Origin of the sequence: Photorhabdus australis DSM 17609, from assembly GCF_000711895.1 — a bacterium.
Taxonomy (GTDB): Bacteria; Pseudomonadota; Gammaproteobacteria; order Enterobacterales; family Enterobacteriaceae; genus Photorhabdus; species Photorhabdus australis.
In genome coordinates, this window is record NZ_KL543989.1 from 45,795 (window position 1) to 64,742 (window position 18,948).

An 18,948-nucleotide genomic window follows, 5' to 3' on the forward strand; every position below is an offset into this window, starting at 1 on the left:
CCTAAGGCATATTCTGTCGCCAAGCATCAGCGGTGAGGGGTTCACCGAAATGGCTGGCGATCAGGCGGCGGGTTATATCATGTAGAGGAGAAGCTAACACTTCTGCTGTATTTCCCCGCTCAACAACTTCTCCCTGATGCATTACCAATACTTGGTCGCTGATATGTTTCATCATTCCAAGGTGCTGGGTAACATAGAGATAAGAGATGCCTTGTTTCTCCTGTAGTTCCAACATTAAATTAATTATTTGGGAACGCATAGACATATCGAGTGATGCGAGTGCTTCATCCGCGATAATAATCTGAGGTTGTAAGATCAAGGCACGTGCTAGTGCTACCCGCTGTTTCTGGCCTGAGGCTAGCATATGTGGATAATAGTTGGCGTGGTCCGGTAACAAGCCAACTTGCCGTAATGTTTGGTTAATTCGTTTTTCTCGTTCTGCGGTATTTAGTTCTGTATTAAGTAGAAGAGGGATATCAAGAATTTGCCCAATACGTTGACGAGGGTTTAATGATGTACTTGGGTCTTGAAATATCATGCGAATGCGTTGACTGCGATAACTGTAATCGCCGTAAGTAAGTTTATGACCTTCGATTATAATTTCTCCGGAGGTGGGTTCCATGACACCTGAAAGCATTTTTGCCAGCGTTGATTTCCCTGAGCCATTTTCACCAATAATCGCTAGTGTCTGTTTTGTCTTTAAGGTAAAGCTGACAGGTTTCACTGCATCAAGATGTTGACGATGAAAAAATCCGGTCCGATAACGGAAAGTTTTAGCTAAGTTCCTGACTTCCAATAGAGCATCCGCCATTATTATTCCTCCAAATTCAATGGAAAATGGCAGGCAAAAGCGTGGTTTTTAATTACCCGTAATCGAGGGGTTTCAATACAGGTTTTTTGTGCGTAAGGGCAACGTGGGCCTAGACGGCAGCCGACTGGCAGATGCTCAAGGGATGGAATAGCGCCTGGCAAGGTATTTAGTCTGCTTTTATGAGGTAAGGAGCTACCAAAATCAGGAATAGCGCGGTTCAACGCTTGTGTATAGGGATGGTGTGGTGTCACTAATAATTCATCGGGAGCGGCGCTTTCGACAGTTTGGCCGCAATATAAAACATTAATACGATCCACCAGTTTGCTCATGATTTGTAAATCATGGCTTATTAATAGAATGGTGGTGTTATTGTTTTGGTTCAATTTTGCTAACAGACGGAAAATCTGAGCTTGAGTGGTCGGTTCCATCGCATTCGTTGGTTCATCTGCAATCAGTAGGCGTGGCTGGTTAGCTAATGCAATAGCAATCATGACTTTCTGGCATTCCCCTTCGGTTAATTCATAAGGGAAACTACTCATAATATCTTTGTGATCTTTAATTCCCACGCGATGAAGTAACTCAATAGCTCGGCGTTTACGCCAGTTGAAACATTGCCACCAGCGGCCTTTATAAGTCCAGCGAGGGATTGCCTGAATGAGTTGTTGACCAATATTTTCAGAAGGATCAAGACAAGATTGTGGTTCCTGAAAAATCATTGAGATGTTGTGACCGATAACTTTTCGACGTTGTCGTGGAGTCAGGCGAAGCAAATCAATATCGTTGAAGCGGAAGCGGTCAGCCGTCACTTTGAGATTGTCTTTAGTGACCCCGCTTATTGCTTTGGCAATCAGGCTCTTGCCGGAGCCTGATTCGCCAACCAAGCCACGTATTTCACCTTCTATCAGTGAAATACTAACGCGATCAACGGCTTTTACTGGCCCTTTAGCAGTCATAAATTCAATCGTGAGGTTGCGAATATCAAGTAATGGCATTTATTCCACCCCGGAATTAATTGCACGGTGTAATCCATCACCTAGCAAGTTTATTAACAATACACTTATCATTATTGCTGCGCCGGGTAGCATAACGGTCCAGGGAGCAACATAGATGAGTTCCAGTGAATCTCCCAACATAGCACCCCATTCAGGTGAAGGTAGCTGAGCACCAAGATCGAGAAAACCAAGTGAAGCAATATCGAGTATGGCAATAGAAAGGGCGCGTGTCAGCTCGTTGACCAGTATAGCGGTAATATTCGGTAATACGGCATACCATAGGATGTGGTAATTGGATGCGCCATCTAGACGTGCCGCAATGACATATTCTTTATCCAACTCATCATGAACCGCACTGTAAACAGAGCGCACTATACGCGGTAATAGTGCCAGCCAAATAGCGATTATTGCATGTTGTAAACTGGCACCAACAAAAGCGACAACAATAATTGCTAGCAATAATGATGGGATAGAAAGTAACGTGTCAAGGATATGATTGAGCACGGCGGATTTCAATCCTCGTGTCATACCTGCCAGGCAACCTATGATGAGGCCACATAAAGCTGCCGCCACAGTTACCAACAGCGCTGAACCGAATGTAGATGCAGTACCTATCAATAATCGACTGAGAATGTCGCGCCCAAGATCATCGGTACCCAAAAAGAACGCGATATTACCGTGATGTGACCACGAAGGTGGCAGTAGTTGGTGACCGAGAAATTGTTGATCAAGCTCATAGGGAGCCAAATACTTACCAAGTAGGCTTAAGGTAATAAGAATAAGTACGCCATAAAAACCTGTCATTGCCAGCATATCAGAATAGAAAAAACGCCAGATGACCTTTATCGGAGACGGCATTTTCTTTTCACGATAAAAGTTATCTAAGGGCATACCATTCCTTATGCTTCAAAGGGGTGGTTATTGCGCCAATAATATCAGACAGCACATTGACAGAAATAACCAGTGTACCAACAACCATAACACCGGCAGAGATGGCTGAATAATCCTGCTGACGAATTGCGCTGACCAACCAGTGGCCAAGCCCTGGCCAGTTAAATACTAATTCTGTCATCATAGCTAATGTCAGCATGGTAGAAAATTGTAATCCTAATTTCGGGATGATGGGAGGCAATGCATTATGTAGTACATGACGACGGATAATGGTCAGTCTTGATAAGCCACGGGTTGCGGCAGCTTTAATATAATTTTCCCCAAAAACTTCTTCTGTACTGTTTCTCATTAGCCGGATGACTTCTGTTGTTGGTGCAACCGCGAGGGTAATGACTGGCAAGAGTAGATGTTGAATGGCATTAATAATCATCTCATTGCGATAGGGTGATTTTGATAACCAGGCATCAATTAATGAGAAGCCTGTCACAGGATCAATCTGATATAGCAAATTAAAGCGACCGGAAACCGGTAGCCAGCCAAGATAAAGAGAAAAAAATAAGGTCAGCAATAGTGCCAGCCAAAAGATTGGTATAGAAAATCCGATTAAAGCAATGGAGATGATAACAGTATCGGCTGTTTTATTACGCCACACTCCGGCAATAATACCTAGCGGGATGCCGGCCAGTAAAGCGGCAGAGAAAGCCAGAATGCAAAGCTCCATCGTAGCAGGAAATACTTCCCATAGTTGCTCGCTGATGAGTTCGCCATTGATGCTAGATACACCAAAATCCCATAGTAATAAGCTGTGGAAATAGAAGGTATAAGCATCAAACAGGGATGCACCGCTAAGTGGTGCATTGGGGGTAAAGTAACTGAGGCTAAAGCTAATCAGCGATAGGAAAAATAGTGTAATAATCAGTAGCAACAGACGACGGAGAGTGTAAATAATCATTTGCCGTCCTTTTGAGCAATATGATCGGTTTCTTTTTCTCGGTAAACACCGGCGAAAGAAGTATTACCAAATGGACTAAGTATTAGCCCCTTAATATCATGGCGATAAGCTTGTAAGCGTAGGGAATAAGCTAGTGGTAAAACAGGTAATTGTTGTTCGAGAATTTTTTGCGCGTCATGATAATACTTAATCCGGGATAATAATTGTTGGTTAATCAAAGCTTGCCGCAAAATCTTATCAAATGCTGGGTTACACCAATGGCTGAAATTTGTCTGTGAGGCGATAGCAGCACAGCTTAATAATGGTCGGAAAAAGCTGTCTGGGTCATTACTGTCAGTTGACCAGCCTGACAATGTCATATCATGAGATTTATCCATCAGTTTGGTTTCCTGAAAGCGACCCTCAACAGGTTTGATGCTCATTATAATACCAACCTGTGCTAAATCAGCCTGAATCAGTTCTGCCATTTTTAATGGGCTTGGATTATAAGACTGAGAAGCAGTGGGTACCCATAAGCTAAGTTTCATTCCATTCAACCCAAGATCATTAAGCATCTTACGAGATTTTTCCGGATTGTATTCTGTAATCTCAGCTTGATTATCATAAGCCCATGATGCTCTCGGTAAAATTGATGCAGCTGTTTCTGCTGTTCCATAATAGATGGATTGCATTAACCGTTGGTTATTAATTGCGTAAGCAATAGCTTGTCTAACTTGCAATTGATCAAGTGGCGGCTTACTGGTATTAAAAGCAAGATAGGCGATATTCATTCCTGGACGTAAGGTTAGACGCAAACGAGGATCATCCCGTAAAATCTTGAGTTGGCTGGCTGCGGGATAAGCCAAAACATCACATTCACCAGTCAAAAGCTTAGACATCCGGCCGGTACCGCCAGCACCGACATCAATAACTATTTGTTGCATTTGGGGCTTGCCTTTCCAGTAGTTATCATGACGAACCAGGCGGATAAATTGCTTGGTTTGATAGTTTTTTAGCATAAACGGGCCTGTGCCAACAGGCTTCCAGTCAATTTGTTCATGACGGTTCATCTCATGTAATTGCTGCCCATATTCTTGTGAAAGTACAGGCGCATAATGGGTTGCTAAATGCCAAAGAAAAGAGGCGTCTGGCTCATGCAGGCGAAATTCCACCGTATATTCATTAATTTTACGGATGCTTTGAATGGAATCAGCAAGCTGGAGACTGTCAAAATAGGGATAATTTCCACCATTGACATAGTGGTAATAGTGCTGCTTATCAAACAGACGTTTAAAGCTGAAGATAACATCGTCAGCATTCATTTGACGGGTTGGAGTGAACCAATCTGTTGACTGAAATGAAACGTTATGGCGCAAATGAAAACGGTAGGTGGCGCCATTATCAAGAGTTTCCCAACGGGAAGCTAATTCAGGGAGTAGGCGGTAAGTATAAGGATCGACATCCAGTAGACGCTCATAAAGTTGTGCAGCCAGGGTATCGACCGTTAAACCGCTACTCGTCAGTTGAGGATTAAAAGTATTTAGGTTGCCATTAACGCAATAAACAACCCCCTGTTGCCGAATATCAGCTGGAACGCGAGGCTTTTTTTCAGGCGTAGTCATTGTTGCTGCAATAGTTGGAGTTGAAAGGACTAATATGATCCAATAAATCAAATTGCGCATATAAAGTATCTATTATTATTTAGAATTGACATATTGTATCTCAATTAGCGATTGAGCCAAGAAAAACGCTGAGATGGAGATTAATGAGAAAAATTCTCAACAAAGTGCTTTACAAAACGTATTGAGAAACATTATCATCTGGATCGCATTTCCGGCGTAATAATTTTTGTTATTCCAGGAAAGGCACGACATTGCTCACATTGCTTCCAGTGTTTTTTTAGCCAGCTCGGGTGCTGGCTTTTTTTTATTTACATTCGGATCATTTATTACCTGTATTAATATCGTGTTTCTTGATTAAGCCTCGTAACTGATTGTAGGTCAACCCCAGTTTTTCCGATGCTTTTCTCTGATTGAATTTACTCTCTTTTAATGATAGTTCGATCAATTGCCGTTCACTATCATGTTGCCATTGCTTCAGATTGACAGGTAGAGCAGGCAGAGGCTGTGAAGATGAACTATTATGATCACTAGTATTAGCCAAAAGGGACTGTGCAGAAACGAACGGGTTGATAATGATATTGTCGAGCTGATTGGGATTTTCGCCATGACGATAAACCGAACGTTCCACAACATTTTTCAGTTCACGAATATTACCGGGCCAGTTGTAATTTTGTAGCTGGTGTTTTGCTTGTGCGGTGAAACCGGTAAATAAGGGCAAATTAAGTTCGCGGCACATTTGAATAGCGAAATGTTGTGCCAGCAACATGATGTCTTGCTGTCTTTGTCGCAATGGTGGTATCTGAACCACATCAAAAGCTAACCTATCGAGTAAATCAGCGCGAAATCTACCCTGGATTGCCATTGCAGGTAAATCATCATTCGTTGCGCATATTAATCGAACATCGACTTGTAATGATTGACTGCCGCCAACACGTTCAAGATAGCCATATTCAATGACGCGTAGTAATTTTTCCTGGACTTGTATTGGTGCGGTTGCTAGTTCATCAAGAAATAGGGTTCCCCCATCAGCACGTTCAAATCTTCCTTGATGCCTTTTTTGTGCGCTGGTAAATGCGCCAGCTTCATGACCAAATAGTTCTGAATCTAATAAATTCTCGTTTAAAGCAGCGCAGTTTAGGGAAATAAAGGGGCCTTGCCAACGAGGAGATAGATAATGTAGACGGCGGGCAATCAATTCTTTACCCGTTCCGCGTTCACCAATAACAAGTACTGGTTTATTTAATTTTGCCAGAGCTGATACTTGCTCCAGAATTTCAATAAAACTGTTTGCTTCACCTAATAGATTTTCTGTGATTTCACTCATGGTTATTTTAACCAATAGTTAGTTATTATGACCACTTTATTTTGTTGGCGTAGAAAGTCAAAGAAAAAATATCTCTTTATATTTCATGTAAATAAAATGAATAAAAAAGTTGGCATGATTCTTGATGTATAATCTTCACAGTATTAATAAGTCTTAGTTAAAGAGGATAATTTACTATGGGTATTTTCTCTCGTTTTGCCGATATCGTGAATGCCAACATCTCTTCATTACTGGATAAAGCAGAAGATCCGCAGAAAATGATTCGTTTGATGATTCAGGAAATGGAAGATACTTTAGTTGAAATTCGCTCAACCTCAGCACGCACTTTGGCAGAGAAAAAACAGTTGTCTCGTCGCATTGAGGCAGGTGAACAGCAAGTATCTGATTGGCAAGAAAAAGCTGAGCTGGCATTAAGTAAAGATAGAGAAGATTTAGCTCGGGCAGCATTAATCGAAAAACAGAAAGTTTCTGCTTTACTGGATACATTGAAACACGAACTGGCCATACTGGAAGAAACACTTGAGCGTATGAAAGGAGAAGTTGTCGAGCTTGAAAATAAGCTCAGTGAAACTCGTGCCAGACAGCAATCGTTGGCTCTGCGCCATCAGGCAGCGGCATCTTCCCGACAAGTTCGTCGTCAGTTAGACAGTGGTAAGATTGATGAGGCCATGGCTCGCTTCGAGCAATTTGAACGTCGTATCGATCATATGACAGCCGAAGCGGAAACTGTGGGTATGGGAAAACAAAAATCGCTAGAACAGCAGTTTGCTGAATTAAAAGCAGATGATGAAATCAACGCGCAGTTGGCAGCAATGAAGGCTAAAATAAATGCTAAAGAACAACATTAATCATGGTGTACTCAACTAACCATTAAGGAATAGTAATGGGCTTTATATTTCTTGGCATTCCATTGATGATCTTTGTGCTTTTTGTTTTACCCATCTGGCTGTGGTTGCACTACAACAACCGGAATTCAAACCAAAGTCGGTTGGAGCAACATGAAATTCAGCTTCTGGCAGAGCGTGTACAACATATGCAGGCACGAATCAAAATACTGGAAGATATTCTGGATGCGGAACACCCTGGTTGGAGGCAATATGGCAAATTATAACCACCGGAGATTGTACAGAATACCTGAAAATGGCAGGATTAAAGGTGTTTGTGCTGGGTTAGCTCATTATTTTGGCGTACCAGTAAGCTTAATTCGAGCAATGGCTGTATTGTCGTTGTTTTTGGGCTTGCTTGGTTTAGTCGTTATTGCTTATATCATACTGGCTTTTGTCTTGGATCCAGCCCCGATGGATTATACCGAAGAGGCCGGTCCTTCAGTGCACAAGTTATTGAATGAGGTGGATTATCAGTTGAAAACGGGTGAACTTCGTCTACAGCAAATGGAGCGTTATGTTACCTCAGAAACGTTCAGTGTTCGCAGTCGCTTCAGTCAGCTTTAACAGTAAGGCTTGTGTATTGCTCGGCTATTAAGATTAAAATGAAAAATCGTTATCTGTCAGGCTGGTATAATAAAATTTTTGTGATATTTACCATAGGAGAGACATGAAACGGTTGCAAAATGAATTAACGGCGCTTATTAACCGTGGGATGGATCGTTATTTACGGTTAGCGGTTACAGGGTTAAGCCAAAGTGGTAAAACAGCTTTTATTACATCTTTGGTTAATCAACTACTTCATGCTCACAGCGGTGCACGGTTGCCGCTGTTTTCTGTTGTACGTGACGGGCGCTTACTGGGAGTAAAACGGGTTCCTCAGCGCGATTTGGGGATTCCTCGTTTTGCATATGACGAAGGATTAGCTGCGCTTTACAGTACACCTCCCTCCTGGCCGATACCTACACGGGGTGTCAGTGAAATCTGTCTGGCACTTCGTTACCGTTCTAACGACGCTTTCCTGCGTCATTTTAAAGAAATCTCCACGTTATATCTGGAAATTGTGGATTATCCTGGCGAATGGCTACTGGATTTGCCCATGCTGGCTCAAAGTTATTTGGCATGGTCACGCCAGATGAGTAGTTTACTACAGGGGCAAAGGGCCAAATGGGCAAAATCTTGGCTGGAACTTTGCAAACAGTGTGATCCACTGGCGCCGGTAGATGAAAATCTATTGGCTAATATTGCTCAGGCATATACGGAATATTTGATTAAATGCAAAGAGCAAGGTTTGCATTTTATTCAGCCGGGACGATTTGTTTTACCGGGTGAAATGATGGGCGCTCCGGCCTTACAATTTTTTCCGTGGCCGGATATTGACTATATTGTTGAATCACAATTTGCTCAGGCAGCTCCACACACGAATATTGGTATGTTGCGTAAGCGTTTTGAATATTATTGTCAGTCGATAGTGAAAGGATTTTATAAAGAGCATTTTTTGCGTTTTGATCGACAGATTGTGTTGATTGATTGTTTACAGCCATTAAACGGTGGACCACAAGCCTTTAATGATATGCGTTTGGCACTGACACAATTAATGCAGAGTTTTCATTATGGTAAACGAACACTCTTCCGCCGCCTGTTTTCTCCTTGTATTGACAGGTTGATATTTGCAGCCAGTAAAGCTGATCATGTTACCTCTGATCAGCATGTCAATCTGGTTTCCTTATTACAACAGTTGGTCCAGGAGGCCAGACAAAACGCTGCTTTTGAAGGCATCAGCATGGATTGTGTTGGCCTGGCATCAGTGCAGGCGACAGAGAATGGAGTGATTGAACATAATGGCGAAAAAGTTCCAGCTCTGAGAGGACACCGGCTGGCAGATGGCAAGTTACTGACATTTTTCCCCGGTGAGGTGCCGCTGTGTTTACCAGGAGATGATTTTTGGCAAAAACAGGGTTTTTGCTTCGAGGAATTCAATCCTCGCCAGGTGAATGCTGATACGCCATTACCTCATGTTCGGTTGGATACTGTGCTTGAGTTTTTATTGGGAGATAAAGTGAAATGACAGATCCTCTGAGGCCAAGAATTGACTTTGAAGATCCCTCACTGGCGTCATCAGAGCTGGTTTTAAAGCCAGCGCAGGTCTTTGATGGGAAAAGTAGAGAAAATTTCTCTCCTTTTTCACCAGAACTTGAGGCGGAAGAACGCGAAGGTCAGGTAGAAGGAATCGTCAATGCAGCATTGAAACCTAAGCGCAGCTTCTGGCGTAAAATAGTGTATAGTGCTTTGATTTTACTGGCGGTGAGTATTGTTGTGCAGTCTGTACAGTGGATTTATCAATCATGGCAGCAACAGGATTGGAGCGCATTAGGTGCAGCAGTGGCGGGAGGAATGATTGTATTTGCTGGTGTGGGTTCTATTATCAGTGAATGGCGTCGTCTTTACCGGCTAAGAATGCGAGCTGAAGAACGCGATACAGCAAGAGAACTATTGCAACATCATGGTGTAGGTAAAGGCCGTGAGTTTTGTGAGAAGCTGGCAAGTCAGGCAGGTATTGAACAACACCATCCCGCATTACAACGCTGGCAGGCTGCTTTGCATGATACACATAACGATCGTGAAGTGGTGGTGTTATACGGTAAATTGGTTCAGCCTGTTCTGGATTCTCAAGCAAGGACTGAAATCAGCCGCTATGCTGCGGAATCAGCATTAATGATAGCAGTGAGCCCGCTGGCAATTATTGATATGGCATTCATTGCCTGGCGTAATATCCGGTTGATTAACCGCATTGCTGGTCTGTATGGGATTGAATTAGGGTATTTCAGTCGTATCCGGCTTTTTCGTCTTGTTTTGATTAATATTGTTTTTTCTGGTGTCTCAGAGATGGTGCGAGAAGTGGGTATGGACTGGTTATCGCAGGATATTGCTGCACGTCTTTCTGCCAGAGCAGCACAAGGGATTGGTGTAGGTTTACTGACTGCTCGGCTTGGGATTAAAGCAATGGAATTATGTCGGCCATTGCCCTGGATGGAAGGTGATAAACCTAAATTGGGAGATTTTCGTCGGCAGTTAATCACTCAACTTAAGAATATCGTTCCAAATAAATCTAAGAACATAGTTGATTAAGTGATATATACTTTAAATTTGTATAAAGCACAAAATATCCAGATAACGGTAACATCTTACGTTATTTTATCCATCTGTCTTATAGTCAATCTTGGAATTTATTTATTTTAGTGAAGGTTTCAATTTATTACATAAAAAACCGGGGACCGGTCAATTTTTACTGACAGAATGCTTCATATGGATAATAGTGTAGAGTAATATTAAAAAAAAATTATAGATATTAGTGTAAATAAGGTCAAAACAGATGCGCTTAGAAGTTATTTGCCATGATCGAATCGGGTTAACTCGTGAATTGCTTGATTTGTTGGTATTACAGGACATTGATTTAAAAGGGATAGAAATATCCCAAACTGGCCGGATTTACCTTAATTTTTCACAAGTTGATTTCAATACATTCCGTCGGCTGATGGCAGAAATTCGTCGCATTAACGGGGTTATTGATGTTCGTACCGTCTCTTTTATGCCTTCGGAAAGAGAGCATAAAGCGATGTGTGCACTGTTGGAGTCTTTGCCTGAGCCTGTTTTTTCAGTTGATCTAAAAGGAAATATTGAGTTAGCTAACTCAGCTGCGTTTAATTTATTTGGCGCCAGTGAGGAACAAGCTTATCAAAAACCTATTAGCCAGTTTATCAGCGGTTATAACTTTTCGCGTTGGTTTGAAAATAAAAACGCTCAGCAGCGTGTAGAAAGGATAACTCTTAAAGGTCAGGACTATCTGATGGATATTATTCCAATTCAACTGACTGATGAAAAGCAGCAAATGCAGAGTGTGGGTACAGTGATTATGCTCAAATCTGCCGCCCGAATAGGTCATCAACTGAAAAAATTGGCAGTTAATGATAACAGTGAATTTGAAAAAATTATCGCAGTTAGCCCGAAAATGATTCAGGTTGTCGAGCAGGCTCGCAAAATGGCGATATTGGATGCGCCACTGTTGCTAATTGGAGAGACAGGAACGGGTAAAGATGTTTTGGCAAAAGCTTGCCATTTACACAGTTTACGTGGGAAACAACCGTTTCTGGGATTGAATTGTGCATCTATGCCGGATGATGTGGTGGAAAGTGAGCTGTTTGGCTATGCGGCTGGTGCTTACCCTAATGCCATTGAAGGGAAAAAAGGTTTCTTCGAGCAGGCTAATGGTGGAACCGTTTTATTGGATGAAATTGGTGAAATGTCACCACAGATGCAAATTAAGCTGTTGCGTTTTCTTAATGATGGTACTTTCCGCAGAGTAGGGGAAGAAAACGAAGTTAAAGTGAATGTCAGAGTTATCTGTGCTACACAGAAAAATCTGGTTGAATTAGTACAACGAGGGGAATTTCGTGAAGACCTCTATTATCGCCTTAATGTGTTGGCTATTACGCTCCCGCCGCTACGTGAGCGTAAAGCGGATATTATGCCGCTGGTTGAATACTTTATTGATCGCTTTTCTGAAGAACAAGGGATACCAAAACCTAAACTATCTCCTGAGATTGCTCACTTCCTGACTGGCTACAGTTGGCCCGGTAATGTAAGACAGTTACAGAATGCTATTTATCGGGCATTGACTCAGCTTGAAGATATGGAGCTGAAGCCACGGGATATATTACTGCCAGAATTTGAAACCGAGGTTTCTTTTAGTGAGGATGTGTTTGATGGCTCTTTAGACGAAATCAGTAAACGTTTCGAACGCTCAGTATTGACCCGTCTTTATCGTCATTATCCAAGTACCCGTAAATTGGCTAAACGTCTTGGTGTATCACATACCGCGATTGCTAATAAATTGAGAGAATACGGCTTGAGTAGCAGGAAACATCCTGCCAGGTATGATTTGGATGATGATGAGTAAAAAATAATGCCCATTTTGGTGGGCATTATACGAAAAATGGATTTACTTCAGTACAGCTAGCGCGTTGTCGTAATCTGGCTCATTAGTAATTTCATCGACCAATTGGCTGTAAATCACTTTATCGCTTTCATCAAGTACAACTACCGCACGAGCTGTAAGACCTTTTAGAGGGCTGTCGCTGATAGCCACGCCATAATCTTCACTGAAGGTATCGCCACGCAGAGTAGAAAGAGTGATAACATTTGATAACCCTTCCGCACCGCAGAAACGAGACTGTGCAAAAGGCAGGTCAGCAGAAATGCATAGGACAACAGTATTCTCCAGGTCATTTGCTACCTGATTAAATTTGCGTACTGATGTAGCACAAACGCCGGTATCAATGCTTGGAAAAATATTCAATACCTTACGTTTTCCAGCATAGTGGCTGAGGGAAATATCGGAGAGATCTTTGGCTGTTAGAGTAAAATCTTTCGCTTGTTCCCCCGATTTTGGGAATTGGCCACTGACGGAAATATCATTGCCCTGAAATTTTACTGTTTGTGTCATAGTCTTCTTCCTCTGATAAAATGAACTATAGCTTCTCAGTGTAGAAGAATATTCGGTTCTTGCCCACAAAAATAGCGCCTATAGAGTAAAATTGCGTGATTGTGTCATTTTGACAATGGCTTATAATTCGGCACTGGAATATTTCTTTATACTACATATATACAAGGTAGATTACCTTATGCGTTATTTCAGGCTGACTTCATGTGCATTGCTTATTAGTAGTTCTTTTATCACCGTTTCTGCTTTTGCGGCAGAAGTTCCTCCTGGCACTCAGCTAAATGACAGACAAGAGCTAGTGCGTCATCTTAAAGACGAACCAGCATCTTTAGATCCGATTAATGCTGTAGGTCTGACAGAAGCTCAGATTCAGCGTGATTTGTTTGAAGGGCTGGCAAATCAGGATGCATATGGCAATGCAATCCCTGGGGTAGCGACAGGATGGAAAACAGTAGATAATAGAATCTGGTTTTTTACATTGCGTTCTGATGCCCGTTGGTCAAATGGGGAGCCGGTCACTGCTACAGATTTTGCTTATAGTTGGCAGCGGTTGGTTAATCCGGCTAATACTTCGCCTTTTGCTTGGTTTACGGCACTGGCAGGTATTGAAAATGCACAAGAGATTATTGATGGTAAATTGCCACCAGAAAAACTGGGTGTTAAGGCCATTGATAAACATACATTACAGGTTAAACTGGACCGACCCGTTCCTTATTTTCCTAATTTGACGGCAAATTTCAGTCTCTATCCAGTTAATAAGAACGTAGTAGAAAAATATGGAAAAGATTGGATAAAGGTTGGCAATTTAGTAGGAAATGGTGCTTTCAAATTACATGAGCGAGTTGTTAATGAAAAAATTGTTCTGACACCAAATCCTTATTACTGGGATCATAAAAAAACAGTTCTAACCAAAGTTACATTTGTGCCGATTAATCAGGAATCACATGCAACTAAGCGTTATCTGGCAGGTGATCTGGATATCACTGAATCCTTCCCTAAAAACATGTACAAAAAGTTGCAACATGAATTACCTGGGCAGGTATATACGCCTGATCAGTTGGGGACTTATTATTACGCTTTTAACACACAGCGCGCACCAACTAATGATGCCAGAGTGCGTAAAGCGCTTTCCATGACGATTGATCGTAAAATCATTGCGGAAAAAGTACTGGGGACAGGAGAAAAACCAGCTTGGCATTTTACGCCGGACGTGACAGCAAATTTCCATCCTACAATCAGTGAAATGGAACGGCGCACACAGGCGGAACTGGATCAGCAAGCTAGAGCTCTGTTGCAGATTGCAGGTTATGGTCCGAATAATCCGTTGAAACTTTCCCTGCTCTATAATAGCTCGGAGAATCATCAAAAGATTGCTATTGCTGTTGCTTCCATGTGGAAGAAAAAACTGGGGGTGCAGGTGAATCTGGTTAATCAGGAATGGAAGACATATATTGATAACCGTAATACTGGTAATTTTGATGTTATTCGAGCATCTTGGATTGGCGATTACAATGAGCCATCCACATTTCTAAGCCTGCTGACTTCAACACATAGCGGCAATATTGCTAAATTCCATCAGGCTAATTATGACAGACTTTTACGGGCAGCTAGCGTACAAACAGATGATGCTCTGAGAAATGATGACTATAACAAAGCGGAGCAGATGATTGCTGAACAGGCACCGATTGCACCGATTTATCAGTACACTAACGGCAGGTTGATAAAGCCCTGGTTAAAAGGATACCCAATTACCAATCCAGAAGATGTTGCATACAGTCATACTATGTACATTATTAGGCATTGATTATCCATAAGAGCCTATAGGTGTTTTTCCGGCAGCTAAAAAAAGAATTGTAGCGAAGGGCAACACGGAAGTTGAAAAAAGGGTCGCGATTATTCACAGCTTTTTTCTTTTTTCATACCCTTCATCCTTCAAGTTGCCTCTTTGTTGGCTATACTCTCTCTCCCCGGTCACATCGTTCTCTATGCTCCCGGGGATTCGCGCCCTTGCCGTCGCGAGGCATCTTGAAATCTATTGGGTATAGCTAATTAACCCGGTAGTTGAACAAGATTATTTCAATCTCCGAAGAATGATTGTTGAGAATGATAGGCAACGTGAAAGATAACAGGTATATCTAGTTTATGCCCAACATTGGTATTATGAAAATCATTATCAGGTTGTGGCTATAGTGATACCAGATGCACACTCGTACATTGGAGCTGGATGTGGAAACAATTTATGGTTCATTGTTGAAAGATGCTGATGCTGTCTATGCCTGTCAGTTTGACGGTAAGGGCGGTATTACACCAATTGATATCAATGTATCAGCTACACCAGCTCAACCTTTCTGGCAGCATTTGGATTACCATAATACTAAGAGTTATCAATGGATTATGGATACGAATTTGTTACCAGAACCTATCAAGGCAGGGTTAGCAGGCGAAAGTTTGAGGCCGAAAGTGATCCGTACTGGTAACGGTACGATGATCACTCTCCGAACAATTAATAACAATGAAAGTGAACGTCCAGATCAATTGGTAACGTTCCGTATTTATATCAATGCTAAAATCATTATTTCTAGCCGCCATCGTAAAGTTCATTCACTTGAACAGGTGTTAAGCGATTTACAAAATGGTATAGGAGCGAAAACAACTGGGCACTGGTTGGTCGAAATGATTGATGCCATAACCGATGAAGTGGGTAATTTTATTGAAGATCTGCATGACAACCTTATTGAGCTTGAGAATATGACTCTGGAGCAACAAATGCCCGGGCGGGGTGAATTAGCTTTGCTGCGTAAGCAACTGATTATTCTACGTCGTTATATGGCTCCCCAGAGAGATGTATTTTCCCGTCTTGCTAGTGAAAAATTCCCTTGGATGAGTGATGAGGATCGCCGCCGAATGCAAGAAATTTCCGACCGTTTGGGGAGAGAGTTGGATGACTTGGATGGCTGCATTGCTCGCACGGCGATTATTGCTGATGAAATTGCTTCAATGCTGGCGGATGCCATGAATCGTCGTACTTATACCATGTCATTACTTGCTATGATCTTTTTACCAACAACATTCTTGACTGGATTATTTGGCGTCAACCTTGGTGGTATTCCTGGCAATGAATATTATTTGGGTTTCAGTATCTTTTGTTTATTGCTATTGGGATTGATTTTATTTGTTGCGTGGTGGTTAAGACGAAGTAAATGGTTATAAAAGTCAAACAGTTATTTGGAGAAATAAAACATCATTATCGGAATGTTTTGCTAAAACTAGTTTTTAATTTGAGATATATCAATGTTCCTCAAGAATACTTCAGGCATTATGGCTCCTGCAGGTGAAAGCAACGTTAAGCGATGAACGTTGTGCTCCATAATTGTAGTTTTTCTCACATTGAATCTTTATATAAATTGCCCATTCCTGTGCCGATGTTATTTTTTAATGTCGGCTTTTTTTATTTTTCATTATTATCCAAATTAGAACAAGAAACTCATAAATGGAAACTAGGGTTAAAAATAAAAAGAAATTACTGCTCTGAAATATGTCTAAAGCGGTACTTATACGGAAAAAACCATTATTCATTCGGATCAGGGTCGTTAGTACGGAAATGGCGATAGTTGGCTGTAGTGTAGTTGCTCGACTTTAGTGAAAATCGCCGTAAATCCTCGATTGAGTGGGGAGTCGTCACCTACAGATATGTTTCAAACAAAAAGAAAAATCCGTATAATCCCCCCACTGCAAAAATCTATATAGGAAATCCATAGTCGATACAATCGACAATGTGGGAAGTCGTGATGAATCAGAAAGATACGAGAAAAGAGACACTTGAATTCAATAAGCTCCAGAAACGCTTAAGGCGGAATGTTGGCAATGCTATTATTGATTACAGTATGATTGAAGAAAATGATGTTGTAATGGCATGTATTAGCGGTGGCAAAGATTCATTTGCGATGTTAGATATCCTATTGAATCTGCAAAAGGCTGCACCAATAAAATTTCAAGTAGTTGCGGTGAACCTTGATCAGAAACAACCTGGCTTTCCTGAACACATTCTACCTCAATATTTTGAGAGTCTGAATATTCCATATTATATCGTAGACAAAGACACATATTCAGTTGTTAAAGAGAAGATACCGGAAGGTAAAACCACATGTGGATTATGTTCAAGGCTTCGCCGTGGAACGCTCTACTCTTTTGCTGAAAAAATTGGGGCAACAAAAGTTGCACTTGGACATCATTTAGACGACATTGTTGAAACGCTGTTTCTTAATATGTTTCATGGTTCACGTATGAAAGCAATGCCCCCAAAGTTACGATCTGATGATGGACGTAACGTAGTCATAAGGCCACTAACATATTGCCGAGAGAAAGACCTTATTAAGTATGCGGAGTATAAAGATTTTCCAATTATTCCTTGTAATCTATGTGGTTCTCAAGAAAACCTACAGCGGCAGGCGATTAAAGCTATGTTGATAGATTGGGATAAGAAAACACCAGGCAGGGTGGAGAGTATTTTCAAATCCATTCAAAATGTTAATCCAAGCCAATTAGCAGATAAAGCGCTTTTCGACTTTGTCAATTTACCGTTGTATCGTGAAGGTAAAAGAGAAGAATACGCATTTAGCGAAGCAATAATATCGTCGACTAACATTGATGAATCTATGTTTATTAATGTGTGAGATGTCCAGTAATTTGGTTATCACAATCACACTACAATTTACGGACTTGCTCTTAAGCAAGTCCGTATAGAATTGTTTAATCAATTACTAACACCTATCTGTTTCATAAGCTCAGCATCGTCCCAGAACAGATACTCTTCATCCATAACCCCTCTTTTATTCCAATGTCCGAGTGTCGCCATGGGGAGGTGGTACGCCTTACCTGTAGGTTGAATAACCTTACCATCCGAGAGAATCATGGGTTTCGTAAATGTTCCATCAGTAAATCCCGTTACAGCGGTCCATTCCGCATCAGCGGTACCAAACCGTACCGGATGCTCCGTGATTCGGTTATCAGGGGCAAATGTCCACATATACTTCAGATCTTCAATATGTTTTCGAATACCCTTGGTAGTATGACCATCGGGGTAGTGAACAATAATGTCCATGGCATGGCTCTTATGTAGATCCCACCATCTTTGGTGTGTATAGACACGGAAATCAAGATCATCAAAGTTAGCCAAATTTTTTGCCAGAGCTTCGGGCATCCCTTTGATTTTAGGTGTTGGTTGATTTACTCTCGTGCCGGGCCAATTGTTCTGCACCGCAAATGCTACTGGACTGGCAATAAACAGTAAAAGCGTGAATAATGATAACCTCTTGTGACTTTTCATGGTCTTTCCTCTTTGTTAGTGCTAAAGGAACTAACAGATTGTTTTTACGACTTAAGTATTGCTGGACTCCTTCATTAGATAAATTAAAAACGATTGTTCATCGGCCCGCTTGACTTTGACTTGATAGAGAAGAACCACCCAGAACAACACAATTGAATCAAAGAGTTAGTGACTAAACCGACTCATACACTGGATAACTATCGTATAAAAAGTTATCAGGTTACCCCGATACTACGCCTAATAGAAAACCCTGTAAATAGTCACATACAGTAATTATAACTATAAAAAATCAACTGGCTTGGATTGACCGTTTCTACATCAAAACCGGTTTCCATTAGTTTCATTTATACCCAATAGATTTCAAGATGGATTGCGACGGCAAGGGAGCGAATCCCCGGGAGCATAGATAACGATGTGACCAGGGTGAGTGAGTGCAGCTAACAAAGAGGCAACTTGAAGGATGAAGAGTATATCTCTATGCTGCAAAAACCAGGTAAATAGTTAAATGAATTTTATTTTATGCCCTGTTAAAAATGTAGAATTGTCCTGATAAATTAATGCCTTTATTTAATAATTCGTAATTGGAGAATATAGTTTCGAATTGTTTCTGTGATACCTTTGAATATTAAAATTATGGCATTTATTAAATATTTTCTTTTAATATTTA

At 41.3% G+C, this 18,948-nt stretch carries 17 protein-coding genes and 1 pseudogene; 10 read left to right on the top strand and 8 right to left on the bottom strand.

Annotated elements, in window-relative coordinates; genetic code table 11:
* Position 1 precedes the first annotated feature (1 nt).
* The 6 genes from sapF to pspF form a co-directional block, all read right to left on the bottom strand.
* The gene (gene sapF, locus BO26_RS20960) at positions 2–811 is read right to left on the bottom strand and encodes a putrescine export ABC transporter ATP-binding protein SapF (protein WP_036774846.1); all 810 of its coding nucleotides are present in this window, start codon (positions 809–811) and stop codon (positions 2–4) included.
* 2 nt (positions 812–813) lie between these two features.
* Complete coding sequence (sapD, locus tag BO26_RS20965; RefSeq protein ID WP_036774848.1) at positions 814–1,803, bottom strand: putrescine export ABC transporter ATP-binding protein SapD; 990 nt, start codon at positions 1,801–1,803, stop codon at positions 814–816.
* The gene (sapC, locus tag BO26_RS20970) at positions 1,804–2,694 is read right to left on the bottom strand and encodes a putrescine export ABC transporter permease SapC (protein WP_036774850.1); all 891 of its coding nucleotides are present in this window, start codon (positions 2,692–2,694) and stop codon (positions 1,804–1,806) included.
* Positions 2,681–3,646 (bottom strand): putrescine export ABC transporter permease SapB, encoded by a 966-nt coding sequence (gene sapB / locus BO26_RS20975; RefSeq protein WP_036774852.1) that lies wholly within the window; start codon positions 3,644–3,646, stop codon positions 2,681–2,683. Before sapB ends, sapC begins: the two co-directional genes overlap by 14 nt.
* Positions 3,643–5,307 carry an ABC transporter substrate-binding protein SapA gene (gene sapA / locus BO26_RS20980; protein WP_036774855.1) on the bottom strand — a complete coding sequence of 555 codons (1,665 nt, stop codon included), beginning with the start codon at positions 5,305–5,307 and terminating at the stop codon, positions 3,643–3,645. The genes sapB and sapA overlap by 4 nt, the downstream gene beginning before the upstream one ends.
* A 259-nt stretch (positions 5,308–5,566) precedes the next feature.
* On the bottom strand, positions 5,567–6,571 hold the full coding sequence (gene pspF / locus BO26_RS20985) for a phage shock protein operon transcriptional activator (protein WP_036774857.1): 1,005 nt from the start codon (positions 6,569–6,571) through the stop codon (positions 5,567–5,569).
* Between the two features lie 176 nt (positions 6,572–6,747).
* Here pspF and pspA point away from each other — a divergent pair, with 176 nt between their 5' ends.
* From pspA to tyrR, 6 genes are all read left to right on the top strand, one after another.
* Positions 6,748–7,419 (top strand): phage shock protein PspA, encoded by a 672-nt coding sequence (gene pspA / locus BO26_RS20990; protein WP_036774859.1) that lies wholly within the window; start codon positions 6,748–6,750, stop codon positions 7,417–7,419.
* 35 nt (positions 7,420–7,454) lie between these two features.
* On the top strand, positions 7,455–7,682 hold the full coding sequence (gene pspB / locus BO26_RS20995) for an envelope stress response membrane protein PspB (RefSeq protein ID WP_015834087.1): 228 nt from the start codon (positions 7,455–7,457) through the stop codon (positions 7,680–7,682).
* Entirely contained in the window at positions 7,669–8,022 is a 354-nt protein-coding gene (gene pspC / locus BO26_RS21000) for an envelope stress response membrane protein PspC (protein WP_036774861.1), read from the top strand. The genes pspB and pspC overlap by 14 nt, the downstream gene beginning before the upstream one ends.
* A gap of 103 nt (positions 8,023–8,125) precedes the next feature.
* Positions 8,126–9,523: a YcjX family GTP-binding protein gene (locus BO26_RS21005; protein ID WP_036774864.1), complete on the top strand. Its 1,398-nt coding sequence runs from the start codon at positions 8,126–8,128 to the stop codon at positions 9,521–9,523.
* On the top strand, positions 9,520–10,584 hold the full coding sequence (locus tag BO26_RS21010; RefSeq protein WP_036774866.1) for a YcjF family protein: 1,065 nt from the start codon (positions 9,520–9,522) through the stop codon (positions 10,582–10,584). The genes BO26_RS21005 and BO26_RS21010 overlap by 4 nt, the downstream gene beginning before the upstream one ends.
* Positions 10,585–10,828: 244 nt before the next feature.
* Positions 10,829–12,412 carry a transcriptional regulator TyrR gene (gene tyrR / locus BO26_RS21015; RefSeq protein WP_036774867.1) on the top strand — a complete coding sequence of 528 codons (1,584 nt, stop codon included), beginning with the start codon at positions 10,829–10,831 and terminating at the stop codon, positions 12,410–12,412.
* Between the two features lie 42 nt (positions 12,413–12,454).
* Here the strand turns inward: tyrR and tpx are convergent, their stop codons facing one another.
* The gene (gene tpx, locus BO26_RS21020; protein WP_036774870.1) at positions 12,455–12,958 is read right to left on the bottom strand and encodes a thiol peroxidase; all 504 of its coding nucleotides are present in this window, start codon (positions 12,956–12,958) and stop codon (positions 12,455–12,457) included.
* Positions 12,959–13,136: 178 nt separating this feature from the next.
* Here tpx and BO26_RS21025 point away from each other — a divergent pair, with 178 nt between their 5' ends.
* The 4 genes and pseudogenes from BO26_RS21025 (at position 13,137) to ttcA (ending at position 17,628) form a co-directional block, all read left to right on the top strand.
* Positions 13,137–14,759 (top strand): peptide ABC transporter substrate-binding protein, encoded by a 1,623-nt coding sequence (locus BO26_RS21025; RefSeq protein ID WP_036774872.1) that lies wholly within the window; start codon positions 13,137–13,139, stop codon positions 14,757–14,759.
* Positions 14,760–15,123: 364 nt separating this feature from the next.
* Positions 15,124–15,219: pseudogene (locus tag BO26_RS24750) on the top strand (hypothetical protein); the annotation flags it as partial.
* Complete coding sequence (gene zntB, locus BO26_RS21030; protein WP_036774922.1) at positions 15,182–16,165, top strand: zinc transporter ZntB; 984 nt, start codon at positions 15,182–15,184, stop codon at positions 16,163–16,165. The pseudogene BO26_RS24750 and the gene zntB, both read left to right, overlap by 38 nt.
* A 578-nt stretch (positions 16,166–16,743) precedes the next feature.
* Complete coding sequence (gene ttcA, locus BO26_RS21035) at positions 16,744–17,628, top strand: tRNA 2-thiocytidine(32) synthetase TtcA (RefSeq protein WP_036774925.1); 885 nt, start codon at positions 16,744–16,746, stop codon at positions 17,626–17,628.
* An 80-nt stretch (positions 17,629–17,708) separates the two neighbouring features.
* Here ttcA and BO26_RS21040 read toward each other — a convergent pair whose 3' ends face one another.
* On the bottom strand, positions 17,709–18,281 hold the full coding sequence (locus BO26_RS21040) for an ester cyclase (RefSeq protein ID WP_036774873.1): 573 nt from the start codon (positions 18,279–18,281) through the stop codon (positions 17,709–17,711).
* Between the last annotated feature and the right edge of the window lie 667 nt (positions 18,282–18,948).